Genomic DNA, 23,647 nt, shown 5'->3' on the forward strand with positions numbered 1-23,647 from the left:
TTACTTACGATCCATTGGTTCATCATTACTTTAAAAACCCGTACCCCTCAATTGATTGTCTGTAAGCTCCATAGATCTTAATTTTGTTTCATCCAATTCGGGATAACACTATTAAGGAAGATTAAACATGGAAAATACAAACATTAACTTAGGTCGCTTTGGTAACAAACTTAACCGTAAAAAGGCGGCGGAATATCTAGGGGTAACAGAAGGCACTTTAGCCGTTTGGGCAAGTACTGGCCGTTATCATTTACCTTTCATCAAAGTCGGTCGTAAGGTTTATTACACCTTAAAAGATCTCGATACCTTTATTGAAGGTCGAATTTTCACTCATACCGCTTAATTCATGGGTAAAGATGGAGATAAATAATGATGGAAATGAGTGAACAAGTTTTCGAACTGAAACCAAACGTACAGGCGCAATGTTATTTCCCTGATTTAGCGTTGAATGGCAAACCGATCAGCACGCTTGATAACTTTGCTGTTTTAACCAAATCATTAGGAATAACGCCTTCTGTTAACCAAATGAATAATGAAATTGAGCTATTGAAAGATGGCTCACCTTTAGATATCAGTTTTGAAAGAAAGCGCAGTATGCTTTTAAGTGAATGTCTAAAAGCTGGCTTACCTAAATCAACGATTGATGATCATTTAACAGCGTTAGCAGAGAACAACGAATATCATCCTTTTAAGCAATATTTAAACCGAAGTGAATGGGATGGTATTGAAAGGGTTAAGCCTGTTATTGCCGCAATGAACAGTAAAGATCCGGAGTTGGCCGAAATAGTGATGACTAAGTTTTTTATTTCGGTTGTCGCTGCGGTTTATGAACCGAGATTTAGCTCAAAATTAGTACCAGTGCTGCAAGGTGGGCAGTCATTTAGAAAAACCGCCTTTATAAAGCGGTTTGCCGATGTGTTTACAGGTTCGTTTCTCGAAGGGGCAGAGCTTAACCCTGATAATAAAGATTCGGTTCTAACCTGCATTCGAAGCGTGATTGTTGAGCTAGGAGAGTTAGAACGAACCTCAAAAAATAACCAAGGTGCATTGAAAGCTTTTTTAACCAGAGAAGTCGATACGGTTAGGCCGCCTTATGGTCGGTCTGATATCAAAAAGAAAAGGCAAACCGTTTACATTGCAACCGTAAACGGAACCGAATTTTTACGGGATGATACAGGTTCAAGCCGATACGCTGTTATTGAGCTTCTAAACCAAATAAACCTAGATGAAATTAACCGAATATTAGGTTGGCAATATAACAACGGACGACTAAACCAAATCGAAACCGAAAAGCTTAAGCAGTTTTGGTTAGAGATTCGGTTTAAATATGCGAATGGTGAGTCGTGGGAGCTAACCGATGCCGAAAGAGTCAGAGTAGCCGAAGTGAACAAAGCGCACGATTTCAAAGGCAATTGGTATGAGCTTTTATACGATAAGTTTATCGATGTAGAAATGGAAAGCCGAGGCTTTGAATGGATGACGGCAACCGATGTGTGCAGTTATTGCGATATAGGCAAAAACCAAGTGAGAGCCATTGGTAAAGCCCTTAAGAAATTGTTTGAAGATAACCTAATCGAAAGCAAGCGGGGTCGGGCAAATAAAACCTTCTATAAAATTCCAACTGTTACACCATTTTGAACAACAGCCTTGCCATGTCGCAAGGCTGTTTTGCTTTAAGTCATTAACCTGTTTAACCATTTGAGTTATTGGTTAAACAGGTTAATGGGGATTTTGTAGATTTAGGAGAATGATTAGTATAAATGTCATTTTATTTATTACTCAGCATCGTAACACCTTTATTTTATAGAGTAGTTTGGATAAAGTAGATCCTTAGCATCATCGACTTAGATAGGATATCTTTTGAATACATTCAAAGCAGAACAACTTCTAACATTTCCTATTGATACAAATGCAACATTAAAGCATCTACGACAGGACATGAAAGATGACTGGTTTTATGATGCAATTAGGTATGAAGATCTACTCTCTAATAAGACTGACTTGCAACGTGTTTTAGCTGAAAATCTTAATATCAACCATGGTAATTATAAATCAGGTGACAAAGCTATTTATGATGTGCCAAAACGTGCATTGGGTCTACGCTATACTTTAGAAACAGATTTTTATGACCGCTTTCTATATCAGGCTATATGTACTTTTTTAATGCCTTATTTCGATCCTCTTTTATCTAATCGAGTTTTTAGCCATCGATATAATAAATATGGTAATTCAAAGTATCTTTTTAAGCATCGTATTGAATTGTGGAATACATTTGAAAATATTAGCTATGTTTCACTAATTGATGATAAAACACTTTTAATAACAGACCTTCTCAATTATTTTGAACAAATAAATATTGAATCAATTGAAAGTTCATTCATTAGAATGATAGCAGACCTTAATGTATCAGGGGCAGAAAAAAACACGATTAGAAGTGCTATTAGCACTTTGAAAGTTTTATTAGAGAAATGGTGTTATAACGATAAGCATGGATTGCCTCAAAATCGTGATGCTTCATCATTTATTGCGAATGTCGTTCTTGATTCTGTTGACAAAAAAATGGTAAAGAAAGGATATGATTATTTTCGTTACGTTGATGATATTAGGATTATATGTAATGATGAAATGGAAGCAAGGAGAGCTTTGAATGACCTGATTTTTGAATTAAGAAAGTTAGGGTTGAATATAAATTCCAAAAAGACAGAAATACTCAATAAACATAGTGGAAATAAAGAGGATTTTTTTCCTAGTAAAGATGACACTATGACTTTAATTGATACTATGTGGAGATCTAAAAGTAAGAAAGTTATCGCAAGATCGATTCCAATTCTTTTTGAGTTTTTAAAAAATCAGATCGACGAGGGAAAAACTCAAAGTAGACCTTTCCGTTATTGTATAAATAGATTTAAGACCTTGATATCATCTAATTTATTTGAGGCTAAATCAGTTTTAGCTAGAGAGATTGCAGATACATTAATTGGGGAGCTAGGGAAACAGCCGGTTTCCACAGATCAATTTTGTAAACTCTTAATGGATTTGGACTTGTCAAATGAGCAAAATAAAGTCATATCTAATTATATAGTAAATGAAAATGTAGCGATATATGGTTGGCAAAATTATAATTTAATACTACTTATGGCTCATAATAAATATTTTGATGATAATTTGATTGATTTTTGCAAGCTGAAAATTGAAAAGAAAATTAAAAGCCCAGAAACACCAGCATGTTTTATTTATTTGGCATCAATTGGCTTGCAGAATGAGGTTGAAAAGTTTATTGATTCTTTTGATAACACTTGGCCATATCAACATCAACGATACTTTTTAATAGCACTTCAAGACACATCACCAAAAAAATTACAACCAATGTTTGGTAAGGTAGGATATCGTCTAAAAGGGACCGTTAAAAGATTAAAGGAAAATAAACTATTTAAAGGCGAGTCAATATACCTTAAGGATTTTAACTCGACTTTAATTCAAGAAATATATCATGAGATATCACCATATGAGTAAAGGAAAAGTGGTTTTTCTTGTTTATCAAAAAGACTTTTCAGAAAGTGGAAAAGACCGATATTTTATATTTGATAATGAAAGTCTTTTTGAGGTAACAGTACAAGAACTCGTTAGTTATAAATGTTTCATTGTTACACATGACTTTTGGTTGATTTCAAGCTCTATATATAAAAGTGCAAATGTATTACCGAATAAGATTATTGATGTTGTACTTTTAGCAAAGATTGTATCTGGAGTTAAATCTGTTACTAGTGATACTCAACCATGGGATATATCAAAAACTATCAAACCAATATTCTCAAAATCTGAGGACTTTAATTATTATATGGATGTGTATTATAGGAGGAAAAGTTTTGATTTTGACATATATCTTCTTTTTGCACATAAGCTCTGTGAATATTTTGAAAGTTTAAGTGAAACTTCCTATCAACAAGAGGAAACGAGTAGGTTTTATAGTTTAGAATTACCAGTATATAATTTAATGACTTTAGCTGTTTGTAGAGGGATAAAAATAGATAATGAAACTTTTCGAGAGCACAAGGAAAACTTACAATTAGATTTTTATCGAGAATTAAAAAAGTTTTCTGAGAAGCATGATGTATTGTATGAGTTACCAAAAGAAGGTGATATTCGGGAAAAGTTAATTACATTGAATTATCATGTTGATGGCGTGTCTATAGATTTTCTACTTGATTTCATACCCTCCATAGATGGATATACGGATGATCTTCGCCGTTTGCAGAAGATAAATAAAAGCTATCAAATATTTAATTCAATATCGAGCTCCTCTAATAGATTGCATCCTATAGTTGAATCTCATTGGACATCAACATCTCGAATTTATTATAAATCTCCTGCAATTCAAAATATTGCTAAAAAGTATAGGGATATTTTTATACCAGATGCAGGTAAGATATTGAGTTACGTCGATTATGATCAATTTGAGATCGGAGTTATGGCTTATATTTCAAAAGATCCTATGATGATTGAAATATATACGAGAACAGATGCTTATAGTGATTTTGCTATTAAAGTTTTTAACGATAAAAATAAACGAAAAAGTGCCAAGGTAATATTTCTTTCATATGTTTATGGTATGTCAATGGATAATATAAAGAAATCTACAATAAGCATGGGAGGGAACTCTGGCAAGCTTCAAGATTACTTTGAAAAATTTGAGGTTTTTGAAAGTTGGAAACAAAGTGTTTGGAAAGAATTTGAGAGTGAAGGTCGAATTGGTACTATCAAGTCTAACTATTTAAAAAGGGCAGGTGAAGGTAAGTTAACAGAAAAAGAAAAAAGAATTTCTGTAAATCACGTTATTCAAGGTACAGCAACTTATATTTTTAAGCTTGCTCTGTTAGAAGTTTCAAAAGTTGATGATATAGATATATTGATCCCAATGCATGATGCGGCACTTATTCAGCATACTGAAAAAGTAAGTTCTGAAAAATTTAAAGAAATATTTGAAAATGTTATGACAGAAGTATTACCAGGTATTCAAGGAAAAGCTTCATTAGAAGATTTCTATATTTCAGAATAGTCAACAGAAAGATGCGCATAAACACTAGCGGTAACGCCAATATTTGAGTAGCCTAAAAGTCGGCTTGTTGCTTGAAGTGAACCGCCAGAAGTAACCTGATATGTGGCTAAGGTTCGCCTTAAATCGTGTACCTGTAGGTTTTTACTCGCATCATTCGGATCATATAAACCGGCCCGTTTGGTTACTCTATTCCAAAATCCGCCCATTCCGCTTTTATCCGCAATATGACCTGTCGCACTTCGAGTACTAGGGAAAACATATTGTTGGCCTTTTTCCGCTTCGAGTGAGCGTCTTTCTAAGATCTTCATTGCTTCATGAGAGATGGGAACAACATGCGGTTTCTTGGTTTTGATTTTATGGACAGGAATGATCCACGTTCGAGCATCTTTGTTTATTTCGCTCCATTCCATCGCTAATACATTGGACTTACGTTGGCCTGTTAATAGCAACAATAATATACAGTCTTGATAAATGGGTTCTTCTTGTTCTAGTGAATCGAGTAGGCGACAAAGTTCCTCTTTTGATAGGGTACGCTCACGCCTAAAGACACTTTCATCAATTTTCTTTAAGGTTGCAAAAGGGTTTTTCTCAATATCAGCACGGTTGAACATCGACTTAAGCAAGGTTAACGAATGGTTGTGCAAGCTATAGCCTTTCGTGGCTAATATTTTTTGAAGGAAGGACTTTGCTTCATCTTTGGCAAAATTATCAATGGTACGCTTGCCAAGCTTAGGTTTGATATGAAGTCTGTATAAAGTCTCATGGCCTTTTAGGCTGCTTTCTCTGCGTTTACCTGCTTTGATATCGAGACGAAATGACGCTTCATAATATTCAAATAGCTGATCAAAAGTTGTGTAATTACGGGCTGTACGTTTTTCTTCATTCGGATTAACGCCTGATGCTATTTTATGAGCGGCCTCTCTAGCTAACTTCCTTGCTTGTTCAACAGTAATTTCAGGAAATCGGCCTAATGTGATTTGCAGGTTTTTCCCGTTTACCTTTTGAATAAAATTAAAGGTTTTAGTGCCACTTTTTGTTACTTCTAGCCCTAATCCTTGAACGCTGCTAGAGCCTCCTGAATCTCTATATCTTTTTCTTGTTGATGCTGGCTCGATGTTTACGAGTGAATTTTTTGTAAAATTGAAGCTGTAAACCATATTTGAACTCTCTTAATACTCATTTCCTGCCGTGCCTATGCCGTGCCGATGGCGTTAAAAATAGGCTATTTTGGTCAATTTTCGTTAAATCTAAGGTAACGAAGAATACATTGTAACGATATGATTATTAAGATAAATTAATGTGAGTTAAGCCGAGTTAAAAGAACCCTTAAAATCCTGTAGGGCGTGCCATATACAAAGAAACCCCAGATAACTTAATCAGTTGTCTGGGGTTTTTTGTATTCTATTTATAATCTTTATACTGCTTCGTCAGCCATTTCTATCGCAGCCGGAAAGAGAATTGTATCTTCTACATGTATGTGATTGATTAAATCTTGGCAAAATTCGTCACAGACTTTATAGCAACGTTGCCAGGTTTGGCAGGCTTCTTCTGGAGCTTGGAAGTTCTGAGTCACTTGCTGCAAGGCCACTACAATTTGATCAGCTTCATTATGCTCATGGGTCATGACGCGTATAGGGTTACCAATATGACCAAAGCAGGTTTGTTGAGGTGTTTGTGTGGCAAGACCTCTAATTGCTGGGAATAAAATTTGCTCTTCTTTGTATAAATGTGGAGTGAGTTCATTCACTAAAGCATGAATTAATGGTGTCAGCTTCTGAATAGTCTCAGATTCTTCTCCATGTACTCGTAGCAGTTTATCTGCCATTTCAATTAATTGTGGCCCGGTTTCTCGAATATATTGGTGGTGGGTAGATTCAATCAAATCAGCAAGTTGATCTGCTGGCATGGATTCGAGTTGGCTTAATTGATCTTGAGTTAGGTTTGTTTTTCCACATTGTAAGCTCATAATATGCTCCATTAATCAGTGCAGTGTTCATCATAACGCTTCAATGAAGTATGGCCATCGGCTTTAAGTGGTATTTTAAATGCAACTTAATGTTTGTTGATTTAAATCAAAATAAATGGTAACCGCTATTGTTCTTGTTGAGATTATTCTTGGTATGTTAGTTATGCTGAGACTAACAGTAGCCTGAAGTCATCTAGCGAATAAATCCACAGTTCTTCGTTATTAGATGGCTTTGGTGAGTGAATTTAAAGCACGCACATAACAACGTTTAAGGCAGATTCGTAACGCGTGGCATTTTTACTAAGGATATAATTTGAAAATAAGACATTTAGAAGAATCGGATCATCAAGATTTACATGGAATTTATAGTTTCCGAGAAGTGTTAATTAATACTTCTCAGCTCCCTTGTTTGAGTTCTTCGCAAGTATCCAATCTATTTGATTCGCCAAATCAATATACTCTTGTTGCTGAAGTAGGCGGTAAAGTTGTCGGTCATGTAACGCTATTTCTAACTACTAAGATTAGGGATAAGCATACTGCTGGAATAGCTATTGCGGTTCATCCTGATAATCATGGGGCAGGGATAGGGAAAACTTTGATGAGTGAGGCAATTGACCAAGCAGATAATTGGTTGAACTTGGTCCGTATAGAGCTAGAAGTGCATTCTGATAACCCATCAGCACAAGCTCTATATGAGAAAGTCGGGTTTAGGGTCGAAGGTATAAAGCGCCTCAGTACTTTTAAATATGGCAAGTATATCGATATGATTTTGATGTCTAGAATTAACCCAGTATACGATGTAAACACATAATAAATGGCTTAAAAGTGTGGCTAACATTTGTCATTTCTGGTTCGGTTGAGACCAGTGAATACGGTGGCTTTGTTTAGGTTTCGTAGTTTAGCCGCACTTTAGCAAAACATTAGTTACACAGGGAGGCTTCGTGGAAGAATTATCAGGCGGTAGAGAATCTGCAATATATCGAGATGGTGAAGTCGTCTATCGACCTCTTCAGCCATGGAGCTCTACTATTCATCTTATTTTGAAGCATCTTGAGCGAGCAAAGGTAAATGAAAGTCCAAAATTTCTTGGTATAAGTCAAGACCAAGAAATCCTAAGTTTTATGGCAGGTAATACCTATAATTATCCGCTAGTTGGCGCAATCGCAACAAATGAATCACTTATTTCAGCGGGTCAGTTACTACGAAAAATACATGACTCAACAGCTTCACTCTTGGAGCAAATCGATGTCAACGAACACCAATGGATGTTAGACCCGAGAGAACCATTTGAGGTTATCTGTCATGGTGACTTTACCCCGTACAATGTTGCTCTATCGGAGAATACAGTCGTTGGTGTGTTTGACTTCGATACTGCGCACCCAGCCTCAAGAATATGGGATTTAGCATATTCAGTTTATTGCTGGTCTCCTTTTAAAACTGACAGTCATGATAAGCTAGGCACAATCTCAGAACAGGTGACTAGAGCTAAGTTGTTCTGTGACAGTTACGGCGCCACTGAATCAGAAAGAGAGCAATTAGCCGATGCTATGGTTCAGCGATTACAGGCTTTAGTATTCTTCATGCGTAGTGAAGCCGAAAATGGCAATGAATCCTTTGTTGAAAACATAGAGCAAGGTCATCTTCAAGCTTATTTAAATGACATAGAATATATCACTGAAAATAAACAAAAAATTGAGTGCACATTGTGCAACTAACAAAGCGACTGTAGCCTTATAAGCCAATCCAGCCTAAGAGGGTGAAAAATGGAAATTGAGTACAAAGTAAACCAACCGATATCAGTTGCACAATTTGTGAATTTGCTAAAGAAAACATCGCTTGGTGAACGTCGGCCACTAGAAAATGAAGCCACAATTAAAGGCATGCTTGAAAACTCGAATCTAATTGTTACTGCATGGATAAAAGATCAGCTTGTTGGTGTGGCACGTTCTGTAACAGATTTTCATTATTGCTGTTACTTATCAGATCTTGCGGTTGATGAAAGCGTTCAATCTAGTGGTATTGGTCAATATCTTATCTTGGTCACTAAAGAAGAATTGAGCCCCAGTTGTAAAGTGATTCTGCTGTCAGCTCCTCAGGCTCAAGACTATTATCCAAAAATTGGCTTTGAGCCTCATAATAGTGCTTGGGTTTTATCCAGTGTTGAACAGTTAAAAATGAGTTAGTTTAAGTCTATCTATTGCCTTAACTTGACCCAAAATAATCCAGCGTAGACTGAAACAATTCGGCTTGTTGCTTAAAGTGTCGTGCCATATACAAAGAAACCCCAGATAACTTAATCAGTTGTCTGAGGTTTTTGTTTTTAAGCTGTATGGAATTAAAACCAGTTCTCTATGTGTTGAATATTTCAGGCATCAGACAAACGGTAACTTTTTCATCTTGATACATTACTGATTCTAATAATTTTCCACCTTCAATTTTAATCGGTGGAAGTTTCATTGCTTTCATGTCATCTAATGTGTAATACCAACCCAATGTTTGTTTACTTTTTTGGCAGGTATTGAGTTTGGTTTGTCCATAAGTTGTAATATTGATGGCAACATCCATAGTTTGTAAAAATTGATATTCTTTACCTCTTAGTCGTTCCAGGTAAGGGTAGAAATCATCCCACTGGCTATTAGGGATACTCTGTTTCCATATAGCATTACTTTGTCTTGCCCCTCCATGCCAACCTAGTAGTGTGTCTTTTTTAATAGTGATGCTGCGGGCTGCCGGTAATAAATAGTTGGCACAGGCAGAAAAGCACAGTTGGGTAATGATTAAATCGAGATTATTTTCTTTGATGAAATAGCCTAACTCTATACCCGGCTCAATCATTCCACCTGGGCTGGTGATTTGTAATTTAGTGATTTTCGTTGGGCTGTTTCTGGCGATGCGTTGTGCGGTTAATACGCCATCTCCAGAGATTATGCCGTTATAGATAAGCATGTCATCTTTGAGGCTAATCTGTGGGAAGGGAAATGGTTTAGGAAGTTGGCTCGTACAGGCAGTGAGAAATAGTAAGAGACCGATTAATATTGTCATGCGCATAAGAGCTCTCCAGTAAGTCGAAATAAATTAGCTAGATTTATACTATTTCTAGAAACTGGTTAGGTAATAAATTTAAATATCAATTGGTTATGTTTTGTTTGTTTGAATACAAGTCTTACTGGAATGTAATTGATATTTTTGCTGTTTACCCAAGAGGCGATATTATCTGCGTTCAAATCTTAACCAGATCCTCTGTTAATTCACAAAAGTTCGATATTGTATCAGCTAACTAGTTTACTAGTCTGGTTGTTATCGCTATGATGAGCGCATACATCAGCACAGAACTTGGTTGCCTTTCTTTTTGAATACCGTTTTCGGCCAACTTCCTATCTTCTTCGCTTGATGCTTGTTTGTTTTTAAGGGGTACAGGATGTACTTGCTTAATTTAGCGTAAAGAGAATCTATTATGACTACCGTTACAACAACGACAACAACGAAACAGCCTTCATTGGTGGGTGGCGCTTGTATTATTGCAAGTGTTTGTGTTGGTGCAGGTATGCTTGGGCTGCCGAGTGCAGGAGCTGGCGCATGGACGGTTTGGTCTATACTCGCGATTGCTTTAACCATGGTAGTGATGACGGTGTCTGGTTGGTTGTTGCTAGAAGCATTTAAGCATTACGACTTGAATGTATCGTTTAATACCGTGACATCTGACTTATTGGGTGAAAAGGTAAACGCCTTTAACAACTTAACCGTCTATTTTGTTGGTGGGATTTTACTTTATGCCTACACCACATCGTTTGGTTTGATTCTGCAAGGTTCGCTTGGGCTAGAAAGTAAAACGGCATCGGTGTTGTTTGTGTTTATTGCTTCTAGTGTGGTGTGGCATTCAACTCGCGCGGTTGACCGTATTTCAGTGGTGCTAATTTGTACTATGCTGCTAAGTTTTGTTTTTGGTGTGTTTGGCTTAACTGTTCATGTCGATTTTTCTTTATTGATGGATGTGACAAACCAGCAAGGTGAATACGCTAAATATGCCATGGCATTGTTACCTATAGCTTTAACCTCATTTGGTTATCATCACTCTGTTGCCTCAATGCGTGCTTATTATGGCGAAGAACGTAAAGCCAAATATGCGATTCTAGGCGGGACTTCAATTGCTTTATTCTTATATGTGATTTGGTTGGTGAGTATCTTTGGTCACTTATCTCGTGATTCATTTGGTCCGGTGATCGAGCAAGGCGGTAATGTCGATGTACTACTAGGATCACTAGGTACCGTGGTGGCATCCGATAAAGTCTCGCAAGCGATTAATATCTTCTCTGTATCTGCAATTTTATCGTCATTTATTGGGGTTGGTTTAGGTGTGTTTGATTACATTGCTGACTTATTCCGTTTTGATAACCGTAGTAAATCAGGCCGTACTAAAACTTGGGCAGTAACTTTTATGCCACCGCTAGTGCTATCGTTATTGTTCCCATTTGGCTTTATTTTAGCGATTGGTTATGCGGGCGCAGCGGCAACGGTTTGGACTTGTATCATTCCAGCACTACTTGTGTTGAAAGCTCGCCAGCGCAAAGGGGCAGAGCAGGGCTTTGTGGTTGCTGGTGGCAAAGTGATCCCATACGCAGTGTTACTATTTGGTGTGGCGACCGCGGTGTTCCACTTCTTGACCATGCTAGATATTTTGCCAGTATTCAAAGGCTAATGCTGAAAGGCGAATTGAGCCTAGTTTATAGAAATAATGCTAACCCTCAGTATGAAAGTGCTGAGGGTTTTATTTTATACCCGTCGTACTTGAAGCTGCAGCTTTGTTGTCAGCGTTCATTCACCTCAATCACATAGACGAGCTATGCTCATGAGGCTTCATTCTCTTGTCGCCTCACTGCAACTCCAATTACTTTGGGTGTCTAGCGAAAAGAGATATGTATCTTGCTTGGGTATATACTTTGAATGTAATTTTGTTATGAAGGAATAAACAATGGCTCGTATGAGAATGCTAATTCAGGCGGTATTAGCCGCGTCGATTTTTTATCTGGGGTATACCATTTATAGCTTCACTTCTACGGTAAATACGGTAGTCGATAAGTACCCAGAGATGCTGACGGAAATTTCAAATACTGCGCAGACATTGAAAATCGATCAGTGGCTTGAGGTAGCGGATAAGTTTGCCACCATCACGCCGGATGCCGTGAAAACCGCGCAAGATATCAATAAGACTATTGGTGAAGTGAACACTACGGTAGGTGAGGTCAATAAAACCGCTTCTGCGATCAATACGAATATTCCAAGTGTATTAGCTGAAGTAAAAGCGATTCGGACACAGGCTCTGCCGGATGTTTTGTCTGAATCTAAAGCAATCCGAACGCAAACTTTGCCGGGAGTTTTAAGGGAATCTGCACTGTTGCGTCAAGACGTACCACCTATGTTAGCCAAAGTGGATGAGCTGATGGATAAAAGTGAAGAGTTGTCGAAACAAGCTGCGCAAGGGGCGGTTAAAGGGGTGATTTTGTCTCCGATAGACTTATTAAAAGATGCGGGAAGTGGTTTGAAGTCGAAAGTATCTCAATAATTATTAAGCAATGAAGAGTGTAGTGTCTCAAATTTTAACTCTAAATCTTTGATTTATCTTTTAATACATCAATACTTAGTAAAGATGATAACGTTAAGGTAAATAGAAATGATGGCCTCTAGTATAGAAAATATCTTAGATGAAAAGACGCTTTCCCTCGTTTTTGAACATATTGATACTGCGATTCTTATTGGTAACCTTTCGCGTGAAATTGTTGCTATGAACACTGCTGCAGAGGATTTGTTTGGGTATAAACGAGAGGAGTTAATACATTGTAGTTCTCAAGTTTTATATGCAAAAGAAGAAGATTATAAGCAACAAGGTAAGTATCGCTTTAATTCACAAGCTGAGCTGGTTAATGATTCTTACGTCGCAACTTATCGCAATAAAGCTGGCAAAGTGTTTAGAGGTGAAACGACTGCTGGAGCGATAAAAGATAATTTAGACAATACTTTATTTTTTGTGGTGATGGTTAAAGATGACTCTTCTCGTCTTTCAGCCGAAGAAACTTTAAACAAGCTCCATATTATTACCTCATCAAGGCAATTGAGCTTTAGTCAGCGCGTATATGAAATTTTAAAGCTGGGCACAGAGCATTTTGGGTTACCCATTGGCATTTTTAGCCACATTGTTGGTGATGACTATGCTGTTCAGCAAGCTATCCATCCTGATGATGCTTTAGATTCAGGTATGAAGTTTGATCTTGGGATCACTTATTGCTGGCATGTCTATCAATCTAATGATGTGCAAGGATTTCATCATGTATCGCAAAGTGCTATTTTTTCTCACCCCTGCTATGAAAGCTTCAAATTAGAAGCTTACTTAGGTACGCCTATTTTTGTGGATGGTCAACGCTACGGTACGCTTAACTTTTCCAGTCAAGAACCCACGAGACCGTTTATACGCCAGGATTTTGAGTTGATCCGTTTGTTTGCTGAATGGGTTGGACATGAAATTGCTCGAAATAATGATTTACTTGAGCTTGAAAATGCTCATCAGCAGATGAGAACTTTAGCGAATACCGATGCATTAACAGGGCTACCTAACCGAGGCTGTACTGAGCGAGTGATGGCTCAATATTTGAATCTGTCAACAGGAGCTGTTTCTAAAAGAAAGTTGGCGTGTGCTATTTTTGATTTTGATTACTTTAAATCGATTAATGATAATTATGGACATCATATTGGTGATGAAGTGCTTCAGTTATTTGCCCAGAGTGTGAAACGGCATTGTCGAGATGATGACCACTATGGTCGCTGGGGGGGCGAAGAGTTTTTAGCGATTTTCCCTGACAAATCAGCAGCGGATGTGCTACCTATCTTACAAAGGCTTAAGAAAGAGATATACGATAGACCAATGAGTGTTCAAGGGAAAGAGTTGCGACCGACGTTTAGTGTTGGTTTGACAGACTGTCAAGGAGACTCAATGGATGAGATTTTGAAGCGTGTTGATGGGCTTTTGTATCGAGCTAAAGACAATGGACGAGATAGAATAGAAGTTGGTTAATTACCAATTATTGTGAAAAGCATTAGGAGTTTTTATGCTGAAATTGACCAAACCAATCTGGCAAAAGTGGTGTCTTGCTTTATTTGTTACGTTTGGATTAGTCGCCTGTTCAACAACGCCTTCAACGAGTACTACTTATGTTTATACCGATAGCTGGTGGCATGATGATTTCTGGTTTTATCAAGATCATGTTTATCCTAATTGCTGCGTTACAGATGATGAGTTTAAGCAAGTTGTCGAGAATTGGTGGCATACGCTTGATCCTGAAAAACAAGCTCAGATTAAAGATAAGATTGATGGCTGGAAAGAGGGCGATGGCCCAGATATTCCCGCATTGAAAAAAGATTTTAATCAGAAGTTTGAGTCACTGCCGGAAGAGAAGCAGCAAGCGATAAAGGAAAAGCGTGAAGCGGTACGCCAGAAAGTGTCGGATACTCAGCTCACTAGCGAACAAAAGCAAGCGTTGCAAACCAAATGGCAAAGCAAGCAAAGACCTACTTTAGATCGTGCGTCAAATCGACCAATTTCCACGAGACCCATTTCCACAAGACCTAGTTCAAGGCCAGCAACCAGACCTGAGTTTAGACCTAATATGCGAGGTGGTAACCTAGGTGGGCGAATTGGTGGAGGAAGGTTAGGGGGCGCAAGGCGTTAACCGTATTTCCCTCGACTTAGTTCAAGTTATTACAACCTATCTTGAGGAATTTCTCGCCTTGAGAACCAGTTGTTACTATTGTGTTAAAAAATATCTTTGCCAATGGAATATGCAAAGTATAAACACTTAGGTTGTAGGGAAATGACGCAGAAATATAAGCATATATTAGTCGTGGATGATGATGAGGAGATCCGAGAGTTACTTGATGAGTATTTAAGTAAGATGGGGTTTGTCGTCTCGACGGTCAATGATGGCGATGAAATGCGTGATTATATTGCGCAGCATAGCTATCCCGATTTATTACTACTCGATGTCATGCTACCTGGCGAAGATGGCTTTAGCCTATGTCAGCATATCCGTAAGCATTCTAATGTACCAATTATTATGCTGACCGCCGTATCCGATGAAGCCGATCAAATTGTCGGTCTGGAAATTGGTGCCGATGATTATATCGCCAAGCCGTTTAGCCCTAGGCAGCTTATGGCGAGAATTAAAGCGCTGTTACGTCGTACTCATATTGATGAACAAACCAACCCTAGTGTGATCTCATTTGGTGATTGGAAACTAGATACCCTTTCACACACCGCTTATCACACCGAAACACAAGAAAAAATTGAATTGTCAGGCAGTGATTTTTCGCTCTTGATGCTATTTTTATCTCGCCCTAATGAAGTACTGGATCGCGATACTATTTCCTATGAAATCAAAGGCCGTGAAGCTTTGCCACTTGAGCGTGGAATTGATGTACAACTAAGCCGCTTACGCCAACGTTTAGGCGATACTGGCAAGCAGCACAAATACATTAAAACCATGCGGGGTAATGGTTATATTTTTACCGCAACCGTGCATTATGGTCAGTAATATCATGATGTATTTTCAGCCTAGGGTAGCTTAGTCGTATGCGCTATTTTTGGAAGTCTCAATCCTTAGTTGCTCGTACACTCATGCTCACGCTATTAACTGTGGTGCTTGCTCAAGGTATTTCGACCGCCATTTGGTATACCAATTCTCGCCAGCAAGAAGAAGCGGGAATTAAAACCACCACGGTGAGTATGGCGTCATTATTTGCCTCTACCGTGTCTTATTTTCAAGCGCTACCGGTGAACTATCGTCATGTGATCATGGAGCAATTACGCAAAATGGGTGGCACGCGCTTTTTTGTGTCGTTTAATCATGAGTACCTTGATATTCAGCCGATTAACGATAGCCGCTTAAAACAAGTGGCAATAAATTCAATGGCTGAAGCGCTTGGTGATAAGCTAAATAATGTTCGTTCGATTCATGTGGAATTTTCTAAACCGGAACAGCTGAAGATTCTAAAAAATGATATTTATTTAAGTGATCTCCCTAAATCCTGGGCGCACTATACTCTGACGTTAGAGCCATTGGATCCGCCGATTATGGTAGTGCAAATTGAGCTTGAATCGGATGAATGGATCTATATTGCCGCGCTATTACCACCACCTTACAACACGTTAGAAGACACTATTTTACCGCCATCTCAATGGTTGTATTTGCTTCTTTCTACTGCCTTATTGCTGCTTTTTAGCTACTTTATGATCCGTCGCCAAGTGCGGCCTTTACGTAACTTGGCCAGAGCAGCTAATCAGATGAGTGTTGATGGAGAACAGTCACCTTTACCAGAAGAAGGCGCGAATGAGGTAGTGACCGCGACCCTTGCGTTTAATCGTATGCAGCAACGTATTCATCATTATGTGATGGACCGAGAGCATCTGTTTTCAGCTATTTCTCACGATCTTAAAACCCCGATTACTCGTTTACGTTTAAGAGCTGAACTGCTAGAAAATGACGTAAAACGAGCCAAGTTTAATCAAGATTTAGATGAGCTAGAAATGATGGTTAAAGGGGCGCTGCAGTGTGTGCATGACACGGAGTTACATGAGAACTCAAACCTCGTCTATCTCAATGAATTATTGCTTGCGGCGGCGGAAACCCACAATGTCCATCATACAAAAGTTACCTTACCAAAAGAAACTATCGCACCAGTATTAGGCAAGCCGCTAGCGTTGAAGCGGGTGATGACTAACTTAGTCGATAATGGCGTCAAATATGGTAATAGTCTCAATATTACTTGCCAGCAAACTCAAGATTATGTGGAACTCAATTTTGTCGACCAAGGCCCTGGAATCCCAGAAGCACAACTAGTATCGGTATTTGAACCTTATGTTCGGTTGGCCAAAGATAAAGAAGGACACGGTTTAGGTCTTGGTATTTGCCGTAATATTTTGCATGCTCATGGCGGTACCATCCATATTCGTAATGCTTCCAATGCTGGCTTACATGTTCAAGTGATCTTGCCGTTTAATACTCACCGACCTCAATAATACTTGTCGATTTAAGTGATAAAACTCACATGTAACACATTTGTTACAGTGGTGTTACTTTTCGTGCCAATGCTCCTACCACTCTTTGCATATAGTGATGTTAAGCCAAACCACTGCTAGGCTAAATAGGATGATTTACGGTGTCTTGGCTCTAATCCAATAAGCAATAACCTACAACCAATAACCAACATGGACGATGACGATGAATACAATGAAAAAAAGTCTTCTTACCCTTGCGCTGCTTTCTACCTCACAACTATCTCAAGCGGGGGAAGTCGAAGTACTTCACTGGTGGACTTCAGGCGGTGAAGCGAAATCGGTCGCGGTACTTAAAGAGATGATGGAAAAAGATGGTCACTCTTGGAAAGATTTCGCGGTAGCTGGTGGTGGTGGTGAAAGTGCCATGACAGTACTGAAAACTCGTGCGGTATCGGGTAACCCACCGGCCGCGGCACAAATGAAAGGTCATAACATTCAAGAATGGGCAGACTTAGGCTTTTTAACCAACCTTGATGATGTGGCTAAGCAAGGTGATTGGGATGGGATTTTACCTAAAGTCGTTGCGGATACAGCGAAATATGAAGGTCACTATGTGGCGGTACCCGTCAATGTACACCGTGTAAACTGGCTATGGGCGAACAAAGCGATTTTTGATAAAGAAGGCTTGAAAGTACCAGCTTCTTGGGATGAATTTTTTAAAGTGGGCGATAAGTTAAAAGCCGACGGAATTATTCCTTTAGCACACGGCGGTCAGCCTTGGCAAGATGCGACATTATTCGAAGCAATTGCACTTGAGAAACTCGGTAACGCAGATTACAACAAAGCCTTTGTCGAGTTAGACCAAGATGTATTATCGGGCGATAAAATGGTTGAGGCTTTCACTACCTTTAAAAAAGTTCGTGACTATATCGATAGCAACTCGCCAGGCCGAGATTGGAACGTTGCCACATCAATGGTGATCAATGGCCAAGCGGCAATGCAAGTGATGGGCGACTGGGCGAAAGGTGAATTCAGCGCAGCCAATAAACAGCCGGGTACTGATTATACTTGTTCACCGACACCGGGCACTGCTGATTCATTCACTTTCAACGTGGATAGCTTTGCTTTCTTCCAAATTAAAGACAAAGAGAATCAAAAAGCGCAGCAAGATTTAGCGAAAACCATCCTGTCTAAACCTTTCCAAGAAGTCTTTAACTTGAACAAAGGCTCGATTCCGGTTCGTCTAGATATGGATATGTCGAAGTTTGATAAATGTGCCTTGGATTCAATGGCGGCATTTAAAGCAACGGCGGATACCGGTGGTTTAGTACCAAGTATGGCGCATGGCATGTCAACAACCAGCTATGTACAGGGCGCAATGTTTGATGTGATCACTAACTTCTTTAACGATAAAGATGCGGATCCAAAAGCGGCAGCTGAGAAACTAGCGAAAGCGGTTAAAGCGGCTCAATAACCCTTCTTAAATATAAATCTCACTGAACTTAGGCTGCGTGTGAATTCACGTAGCCTAGATAACCTTTGCCTAAAATTCATTCAATTGGGTTTTGGGTATAGATGTAAACAAAGGATCGGTTATGGACAACGCTTTCGATTCCACTAAGCATCAACCTCTTGAAAGGGGCGGTGCTCAATCATGCTCAGCCATGCCCACTCGGCGAGCCGCACCAAAACTTAAACTGGCCGATAGGCTGCAACATTGGCTGCCTAAAATTGTATTAGCACCTACCTTGGTGATTACCGTGGTGTGCATCTATGGCTACATTATTTGGACGGGGGCTTTATCGCTCACCAACTCTCGTTTTTTACCTAGCTTTAATTTCACTGGCTTTGGTCAATATGCCAAGTTGATGGAAAACGACCGCTGGATCACCTCGATCACTAACCTGGGTATTTTCGGGCTGTTATTTCTAGCTATTGTGATTGTACTAGGGGTAGGGCTGGCAATTTTCCTCGATCAAAATATCCGTAATGAAGGGGTAATTCGTAGTATTTACCTCTACCCAATGGCGCTGTCATTTATTGTCACAGGTACCGCTTGGAAATGGATATTAAATCCAGGTCTTGGCATTGAAAAAATGGTGAGAGATTGGGGCTTTACTGACTTCAAATTCGACTGGATTGTTGATTCGGATATGGTGGTTTACACCTTAGTCATCGCTGCGGTTTGGCAATCATCCGGCTTTGTGATGGCGATGTTCTTAGCAGGGCTACGCGGTATCGATTCTTCGATCATCAAAGCGGCGCAAATTGATGGTGCCAGTTTGCCGCGTATTTACTGGAGCATTGTGATGCCATGTTTGCGTCCGGTATTTTTTAGCGCGGTGATCATTACGTCACATATCGCGATAAAAAGCTTCGATTTGGTCACAGCACTGACCGCAGGTGGGCCTGGTTATTCCTCTGATTTACCCGCGCTATTTATGTACGCCTATTCATTTACCCGTGGTCAAACCGCATTAGGCTCGGCGAGTGCCATGATGATGTTGGCTGGGATATTAGCTATTTTAGTGCCGTACCTGTATTCAGAATTAAGGGAGAAGAAGTCATGATGGCCCAAAATCTGAAACTTCAAAACCGAAAGTCTCAACCTAATAAAACCAATTATTTTAATTCCAAGCGAGTCGGACGCATCGCGATTTACAGCTTGCTGCTTTTTTTCTGCGTGCTGTATTTGATGCCGCTGTTTGTCATGGTGATCACTTCATTTAAAAGCTTGGGCGATATTCGTACCGGTAACTTAATGTCGCTGCCGACTGAGTGGGTTTTCGATGCTTGGCATAAAGCCTGGTCGACATCTTGTACTGGCGTGAAATGTGAAGGGATCAAAAGTTATTTCTGGAACTCCTTTCAAATGGTGATTCCAGCAGTAGCGATTTCAACACTGATGGGCGCCTTTAATGGCTATGTGATTAGCAAATGGCAGTTTAGAGGTTCCAACCTACTGTTTAGTTTATTGCTATTTGGCTGCTTTATTCCTTTTCAGGTGGTGTTACTTCCAATGGCGGCAACGCTAGGTTTCTTTGGTTTAGCGAACACGACAACAGGCTTAGTTTTCGTCCATGTTATTTATGGATTGGCCTTTACCACACTATTTTTCCGTAACTTTTATGTTGGGGTTCCAGATGAATTGGTTAAAGCGGCTAAGTTAGATGGTGCTGGGTTCTTTACTATCTTCTTCCGCATCATGTTGCCGCTTTCAACACCTATCATCATGGTGACGGTGATCTGGCAATTTACTTCAATCTGGAATGATTTCTTGTTTGGGGTGGTGTATTCCGGCTCGGAAACTCAGCCGATTACTGTGGCGCTTAACAACTTAGTCAACACCAGTACTGGGGTCAAAGAATATAACGTTGATATGGCTGCCGCCATTATTGCTGCATTGCCAACCTTGTTGGTCTATGTCGTGGCAGGGAAGTATTTCGTGAGAGGGTTGACTGCTGGCTCCGTTAAAGGATAACGGAATCACAAAGCCTCAAACAACGCCAATTTAGCTTAAAAGGAAAAATAATAATGGCTGCTTTAGAACTAAATCAAATTCGTAAAACCTACCGCAATGCGGACAATGAAACACTGAAGGGGATTAATATCCAAATAGAGTCGGGCGAGTTTTTAATTCTCGTCGGTCCGTCAGGTTGTGGCAAATCTACCTTGATGAATACCATCGCAGGGTTGGAATCAATAAGCTCGGGTGAGATTGTGATCGATGGTGTGGATGTCTCGAATGTCGAACCAAAAGATCGTGATATTGCGATGGTATTCCAATCTTATGCTTTGTACCCAAATATGACGGTGCGCGGCAATATCGCGTTTGGTTTGAAGATCCGCAAAATGCCACAAGTCAAAATCGATGCAGAAGTGAATCGCGTGGCGGAAATGCTACAAATCGATCATTTACTTGATCGAAAACCAGCGCAACTTTCTGGTGGTCAGCGTCAGCGTGTTGCCATGGGCCGGGCTTTGGCTCGTCAGCCTAAATTGTATTTATTTGATGAGCCGCTTTCTAACTTAGATGCAAAATTACGCGTTGAAATGCGTACACAAATTAAACGTCTGCACCAACAATTAAATACCACCATCGTGTATGTTACTCATGATCAAATTGAGGCGATGACACTCGCTGATCGTATCGCAGTGATGAAAGATGGAGAGTTGCAGCAATTAGGTACGCCGAAAGAAATCTATAACCAACCCAATAATATGTTTGTAGCCGGCTTTATGGGCTCGCCATCAATGAACTTTATTAAAGCGAGAGTGGATTTAGATTCAGATGATAAACCACAAGGTGAAATTTGGACGGCGGATGGTAAAGCGCACAAAATTAATCTGCCTGATCGATTACGTAAATTTGATGGAGAAACCGTGATTATCGGTTTGAGGCCCGAGTTTATTACTGAACAGCCAAGTGATGAAGAGCGTACCTTTACAGAAGTTTCTATGAAAGTTGACGTATTAGAGCCGACGGGCCCGGATACCATCGCAATAGTTGAAATCAATCAAGAACATGTGGCGTGTCGTCTATCGGCTGAATTCGATGCCAAGGTAGGCGAAACCGTGCCATTGTATTTTGATTTATCCAGCGCGGTGTTTTTTGATGTTCGAACGGAGATGAGAATTTAGTTCGGTATAGCATTGGTCTTTTATAAAATTGGTGGTTTTTGACCCATTTAGCTTTTATGCGTAGGTCAAAAACCGCCATTTTTTATGTTTATCATTGAAAAAAAGTAAGGAGATTTACTCTAACACGCTGAATGTTAATAAATTGTTATTTTTTTGTTTGGTTGGTATGGCATTTGCTTTTATGAAGTACGGCTTAGAAAGGAGTCGATTATCATAATTTAGGAGAATAAAATGTCTAAAAAATCTCTTCTCGCTGTCACCCTGACCGCAGCATCTGTACTTGCTAGTTTTAATGCGACAGCATCCGATGCCTGTGACCCTGGTGAATTGGTGATTAAATTTAGCCATGTAACTAATGCAGATAAACATCCGAAAGGCATCGCCGCTTCTTTATTGGAAGCACGTGTTAATAAGGAAATGGACGGTAAAGCTTGTATGCAGGTTTTCCCCAACTCAACGCTTTATGATGATGATAAAGCGCTTGAAGCGTTATTAAATGGTGATGTTCAGCTAGCTGCCCCTTCTTTATCCAAATTTGAAAAGTTCACCAAAAAATTCCGCATTTTTGACCTGCCTTTTTTGTTTGATGATGTTGAGGCGGTCGACCGCTTTCAAAATTCAGAATCAGGCGATATTTTGAAAAACTCGATGACTCGCCGTGGCTTAAAAGGTTTGGAGTTTTGGCATAATGGTATGAAACAAATGTCAGCCAATAAACCACTGGTTCACCCTGAAGACGCTGAAGGGTTAAAATTTCGCGTTCAACCTTCCGATGTATTAGTTGCTCAATTTGAACAATTAGGTGCTAACCCTCAAAAAATGTCATTTAAAGAAGTGTATGGCGGCTTACAAACCAAAGTTATTGATGGTCAAGAAAATACATGGTCAAACATTTATGGTCAGAAATTCTTTGAAGTACAAGATGGTGTGACGGAAACAAATCACGGGATTCTGGACTACCTAGTGGTGACCTCGAACACTTGGTGGAATGATTTACCAGATGATATTCGTAGCCAGCTTGGTCAAATTCTGCATGAAGTGTCGATGGCTCGTAATGCCGAATCTACCCGTGTCAATAATGAAAGTAAGAGCAACATTTTAGATGCGGGTGGTGTCGTACGGACGCTGACTCCGGAGCAACGTCAAGAATGGGTTACGGTTTTGAAACCCGTTTGGAAAAAGTTCGAAAAAGATATTGGTTCGGATTTGATTGACGCAGCATTAGCTTCAAACAAATAACCTCACGTTTTAGCAAGTGGGCATGGCTGTGTTTGTAATAGAAAGCCATGCCCTTTTAATGATGACAGAGAGGGAATATGTCTGATTCTTTGATGGATAAACTGGGCCAAATAACCGACTCAATAGAAGAGTCGTTGATTGCTTTATTTTTGGGCTTAATGACCGTACTTACTTTTACTAATGTGGTGTTTCGTTATGTTCTAAATGACAATATTTTATGGGCGCTTGAAGCAACAGTATTTTTGTTTGCGTGGTTGATTTTAGTCGGCGCTTCATATGGTGTGAAAAAACAGTTTCATATTGGCGTGGATGTAGTGATTAACCTTTTGCCTACTCATTGGCGGAAGATTTTTGCTCTCATCGCCGTTAGCTCCTGCCTTGCATTTTCTATTTTGTTATTGATTGGCTCTTGGAATTATTGGTATCCATTTGTTACCGAGCGAGCGTGGTATGAAACCGATGATATTCCTATGCCAGACTTTTTACAGTTTTTGTCTACTTGGCTTAATGAAGGCGAACGTTATGAAAAAATGCCACGTTTTATTCCCTATATGGCGCTGCCTATAGGAATGGTATTACTGACCTTCCGATTTTTTCAAGTGGCTTACTACGTTGTTACGAACCAAAGGGACCGCATGATTGCGAGCCATGAAGCGGAAAACGATCTCGATATGTTAAAAGACCAGAACAAGGAAGACTAAAT

Annotated in this window: 22 protein-coding genes; 19 read left to right on the plus strand and 3 right to left on the minus strand. The window is 39.5% G+C overall.

Features of this window, described 5'->3' with window-relative positions; all coding sequences use genetic code 11:
- Nucleotides 1-127 precede the first annotated feature (127 nt).
- The 4 genes from K358_RS0111925 (at nucleotide 128) to K358_RS0111940 (ending at nucleotide 5,056) form a co-directional block, all read left to right on the plus strand.
- A complete protein-coding gene (locus K358_RS0111925; protein ID WP_017026015.1) occupies nucleotides 128-343 on the plus strand; it encodes a helix-turn-helix domain-containing protein in 216 nt (71 codons plus the stop codon).
- Between the two features lie 26 nt (nucleotides 344-369).
- Complete coding sequence (locus tag K358_RS0111930; RefSeq protein ID WP_027697042.1) at nucleotides 370-1,638, plus strand: VapE domain-containing protein; 1,269 nt, start codon at nucleotides 370-372, stop codon at nucleotides 1,636-1,638.
- A 222-nt stretch (nucleotides 1,639-1,860) separates the two neighbouring features.
- Complete coding sequence (locus K358_RS18430; RefSeq protein WP_038150142.1) at nucleotides 1,861-3,513, plus strand: RNA-directed DNA polymerase; 1,653 nt, start codon at nucleotides 1,861-1,863, stop codon at nucleotides 3,511-3,513.
- Complete coding sequence (locus tag K358_RS0111940; RefSeq protein WP_169716295.1) at nucleotides 3,506-5,056, plus strand: DNA polymerase; 1,551 nt, start codon at nucleotides 3,506-3,508, stop codon at nucleotides 5,054-5,056. The genes K358_RS18430 and K358_RS0111940 overlap by 8 nt, the downstream gene beginning before the upstream one ends.
- Here the strand turns inward: K358_RS0111940 and K358_RS18435 are convergent.
- A complete protein-coding gene (locus K358_RS18435; protein ID WP_244875252.1) occupies nucleotides 5,041-6,213 on the minus strand; it encodes a tyrosine-type recombinase/integrase in 1,173 nt (390 codons plus the stop codon). The genes K358_RS0111940 and K358_RS18435 overlap by 16 nt on opposite strands.
- 257 nt (nucleotides 6,214-6,470) lie before the next feature.
- Nucleotides 6,471-7,022, minus strand: coding sequence for a hemerythrin domain-containing protein (locus K358_RS18440; RefSeq protein ID WP_051241296.1), 552 nt, complete (start codon nucleotides 7,020-7,022; stop codon nucleotides 6,471-6,473).
- 313 nt (nucleotides 7,023-7,335) lie between these two features.
- Between K358_RS18440 and K358_RS0111955 the strand changes: the two genes are divergently transcribed.
- The 3 genes from K358_RS0111955 (at nucleotide 7,336) to K358_RS0111965 (ending at nucleotide 9,205) form a co-directional block, all read left to right on the plus strand.
- The gene (locus K358_RS0111955; RefSeq protein ID WP_027697044.1) at nucleotides 7,336-7,833 is read left to right on the plus strand and encodes a GNAT family N-acetyltransferase; all 498 of its coding nucleotides are present in this window, start codon (nucleotides 7,336-7,338) and stop codon (nucleotides 7,831-7,833) included.
- A gap of 130 nt (nucleotides 7,834-7,963) precedes the next feature.
- A complete protein-coding gene (locus tag K358_RS0111960; RefSeq protein WP_027697045.1) occupies nucleotides 7,964-8,737 on the plus strand; it encodes an aminoglycoside phosphotransferase family protein in 774 nt (257 codons plus the stop codon).
- 48 nt (nucleotides 8,738-8,785) lie between these two features.
- Entirely contained in the window at nucleotides 8,786-9,205 is a 420-nt protein-coding gene (locus tag K358_RS0111965) for a GNAT family N-acetyltransferase (protein ID WP_027697046.1), read from the plus strand.
- Between the two features lie 166 nt (nucleotides 9,206-9,371).
- Here K358_RS0111965 and K358_RS0111970 read toward each other — a convergent pair whose 3' ends face one another.
- A complete protein-coding gene (locus K358_RS0111970) occupies nucleotides 9,372-10,070 on the minus strand; it encodes a hypothetical protein (protein ID WP_027697047.1) in 699 nt (232 codons plus the stop codon).
- A gap of 406 nt (nucleotides 10,071-10,476) precedes the next feature.
- Here K358_RS0111970 and K358_RS0111975 point away from each other — a divergent pair, with 406 nt between their 5' ends.
- The 12 genes from K358_RS0111975 to K358_RS18450 all read left to right on the plus strand — a co-directional run bounded on the left by K358_RS0111975 (nucleotide 10,477) and on the right by K358_RS18450 (nucleotide 23,645).
- Nucleotides 10,477-11,718 (plus strand): aromatic amino acid transporter, encoded by a 1,242-nt coding sequence (locus K358_RS0111975; RefSeq protein WP_027697048.1) that lies wholly within the window; start codon nucleotides 10,477-10,479, stop codon nucleotides 11,716-11,718.
- Nucleotides 11,719-11,991: 273 nt separating this feature from the next.
- A complete protein-coding gene (locus K358_RS0111980; protein WP_027697049.1) occupies nucleotides 11,992-12,582 on the plus strand; it encodes a hypothetical protein in 591 nt (196 codons plus the stop codon).
- Nucleotides 12,583-12,690: 108 nt separating this feature from the next.
- A complete protein-coding gene (locus K358_RS0111985; protein ID WP_027697050.1) occupies nucleotides 12,691-14,085 on the plus strand; it encodes a sensor domain-containing diguanylate cyclase in 1,395 nt (464 codons plus the stop codon).
- Between the two features lie 34 nt (nucleotides 14,086-14,119).
- On the plus strand, nucleotides 14,120-14,740 hold the full coding sequence (locus tag K358_RS18820) for a hypothetical protein (RefSeq protein ID WP_051241297.1): 621 nt from the start codon (nucleotides 14,120-14,122) through the stop codon (nucleotides 14,738-14,740).
- A 141-nt stretch (nucleotides 14,741-14,881) separates the two neighbouring features.
- Nucleotides 14,882-15,601 (plus strand): response regulator, encoded by a 720-nt coding sequence (locus tag K358_RS0111995; RefSeq protein ID WP_027697051.1) that lies wholly within the window; start codon nucleotides 14,882-14,884, stop codon nucleotides 15,599-15,601.
- A 38-nt stretch (nucleotides 15,602-15,639) separates the two neighbouring features.
- The gene (locus K358_RS0112000; protein WP_027697052.1) at nucleotides 15,640-17,085 is read left to right on the plus strand and encodes an ATP-binding protein; all 1,446 of its coding nucleotides are present in this window, start codon (nucleotides 15,640-15,642) and stop codon (nucleotides 17,083-17,085) included.
- Nucleotides 17,086-17,287: 202 nt separating this feature from the next.
- Nucleotides 17,288-18,538 (plus strand): ABC transporter substrate-binding protein, encoded by a 1,251-nt coding sequence (locus K358_RS0112005; RefSeq protein ID WP_156888724.1) that lies wholly within the window; start codon nucleotides 17,288-17,290, stop codon nucleotides 18,536-18,538.
- A gap of 190 nt (nucleotides 18,539-18,728) precedes the next feature.
- On the plus strand, nucleotides 18,729-19,634 hold the full coding sequence (locus K358_RS0112010; protein ID WP_027697054.1) for a carbohydrate ABC transporter permease: 906 nt from the start codon (nucleotides 18,729-18,731) through the stop codon (nucleotides 19,632-19,634).
- Nucleotides 19,634-20,545 carry a carbohydrate ABC transporter permease gene (locus K358_RS0112015; protein ID WP_404818146.1) on the plus strand — a complete coding sequence of 304 codons (912 nt, stop codon included), beginning with the start codon at nucleotides 19,634-19,636 and terminating at the stop codon, nucleotides 20,543-20,545. The genes K358_RS0112010 and K358_RS0112015 overlap by 1 nt, the downstream gene beginning before the upstream one ends.
- Before the next feature lie 53 nt (nucleotides 20,546-20,598).
- Nucleotides 20,599-21,705, plus strand: a complete 1,107-nt coding sequence (locus K358_RS0112020) for an ABC transporter ATP-binding protein (RefSeq protein ID WP_027697056.1) — start codon at nucleotides 20,599-20,601, stop codon at nucleotides 21,703-21,705.
- Between the two features lie 231 nt (nucleotides 21,706-21,936).
- Nucleotides 21,937-22,944, plus strand: coding sequence for a TRAP transporter substrate-binding protein (locus K358_RS0112025; protein WP_027697057.1), 1,008 nt, complete (start codon nucleotides 21,937-21,939; stop codon nucleotides 22,942-22,944).
- Nucleotides 22,945-23,021: 77 nt separating this feature from the next.
- Nucleotides 23,022-23,645 carry a TRAP transporter small permease gene (locus K358_RS18450; protein WP_038150143.1) on the plus strand — a complete coding sequence of 208 codons (624 nt, stop codon included), beginning with the start codon at nucleotides 23,022-23,024 and terminating at the stop codon, nucleotides 23,643-23,645.
- Nucleotides 23,646-23,647: the final 2 nt, after the last annotated feature.

It is taken from the genome of Vibrio litoralis DSM 17657, assembly GCF_000426765.1.
GTDB lineage: Bacteria > Pseudomonadota > Gammaproteobacteria > Enterobacterales > Vibrionaceae > Vibrio > Vibrio litoralis.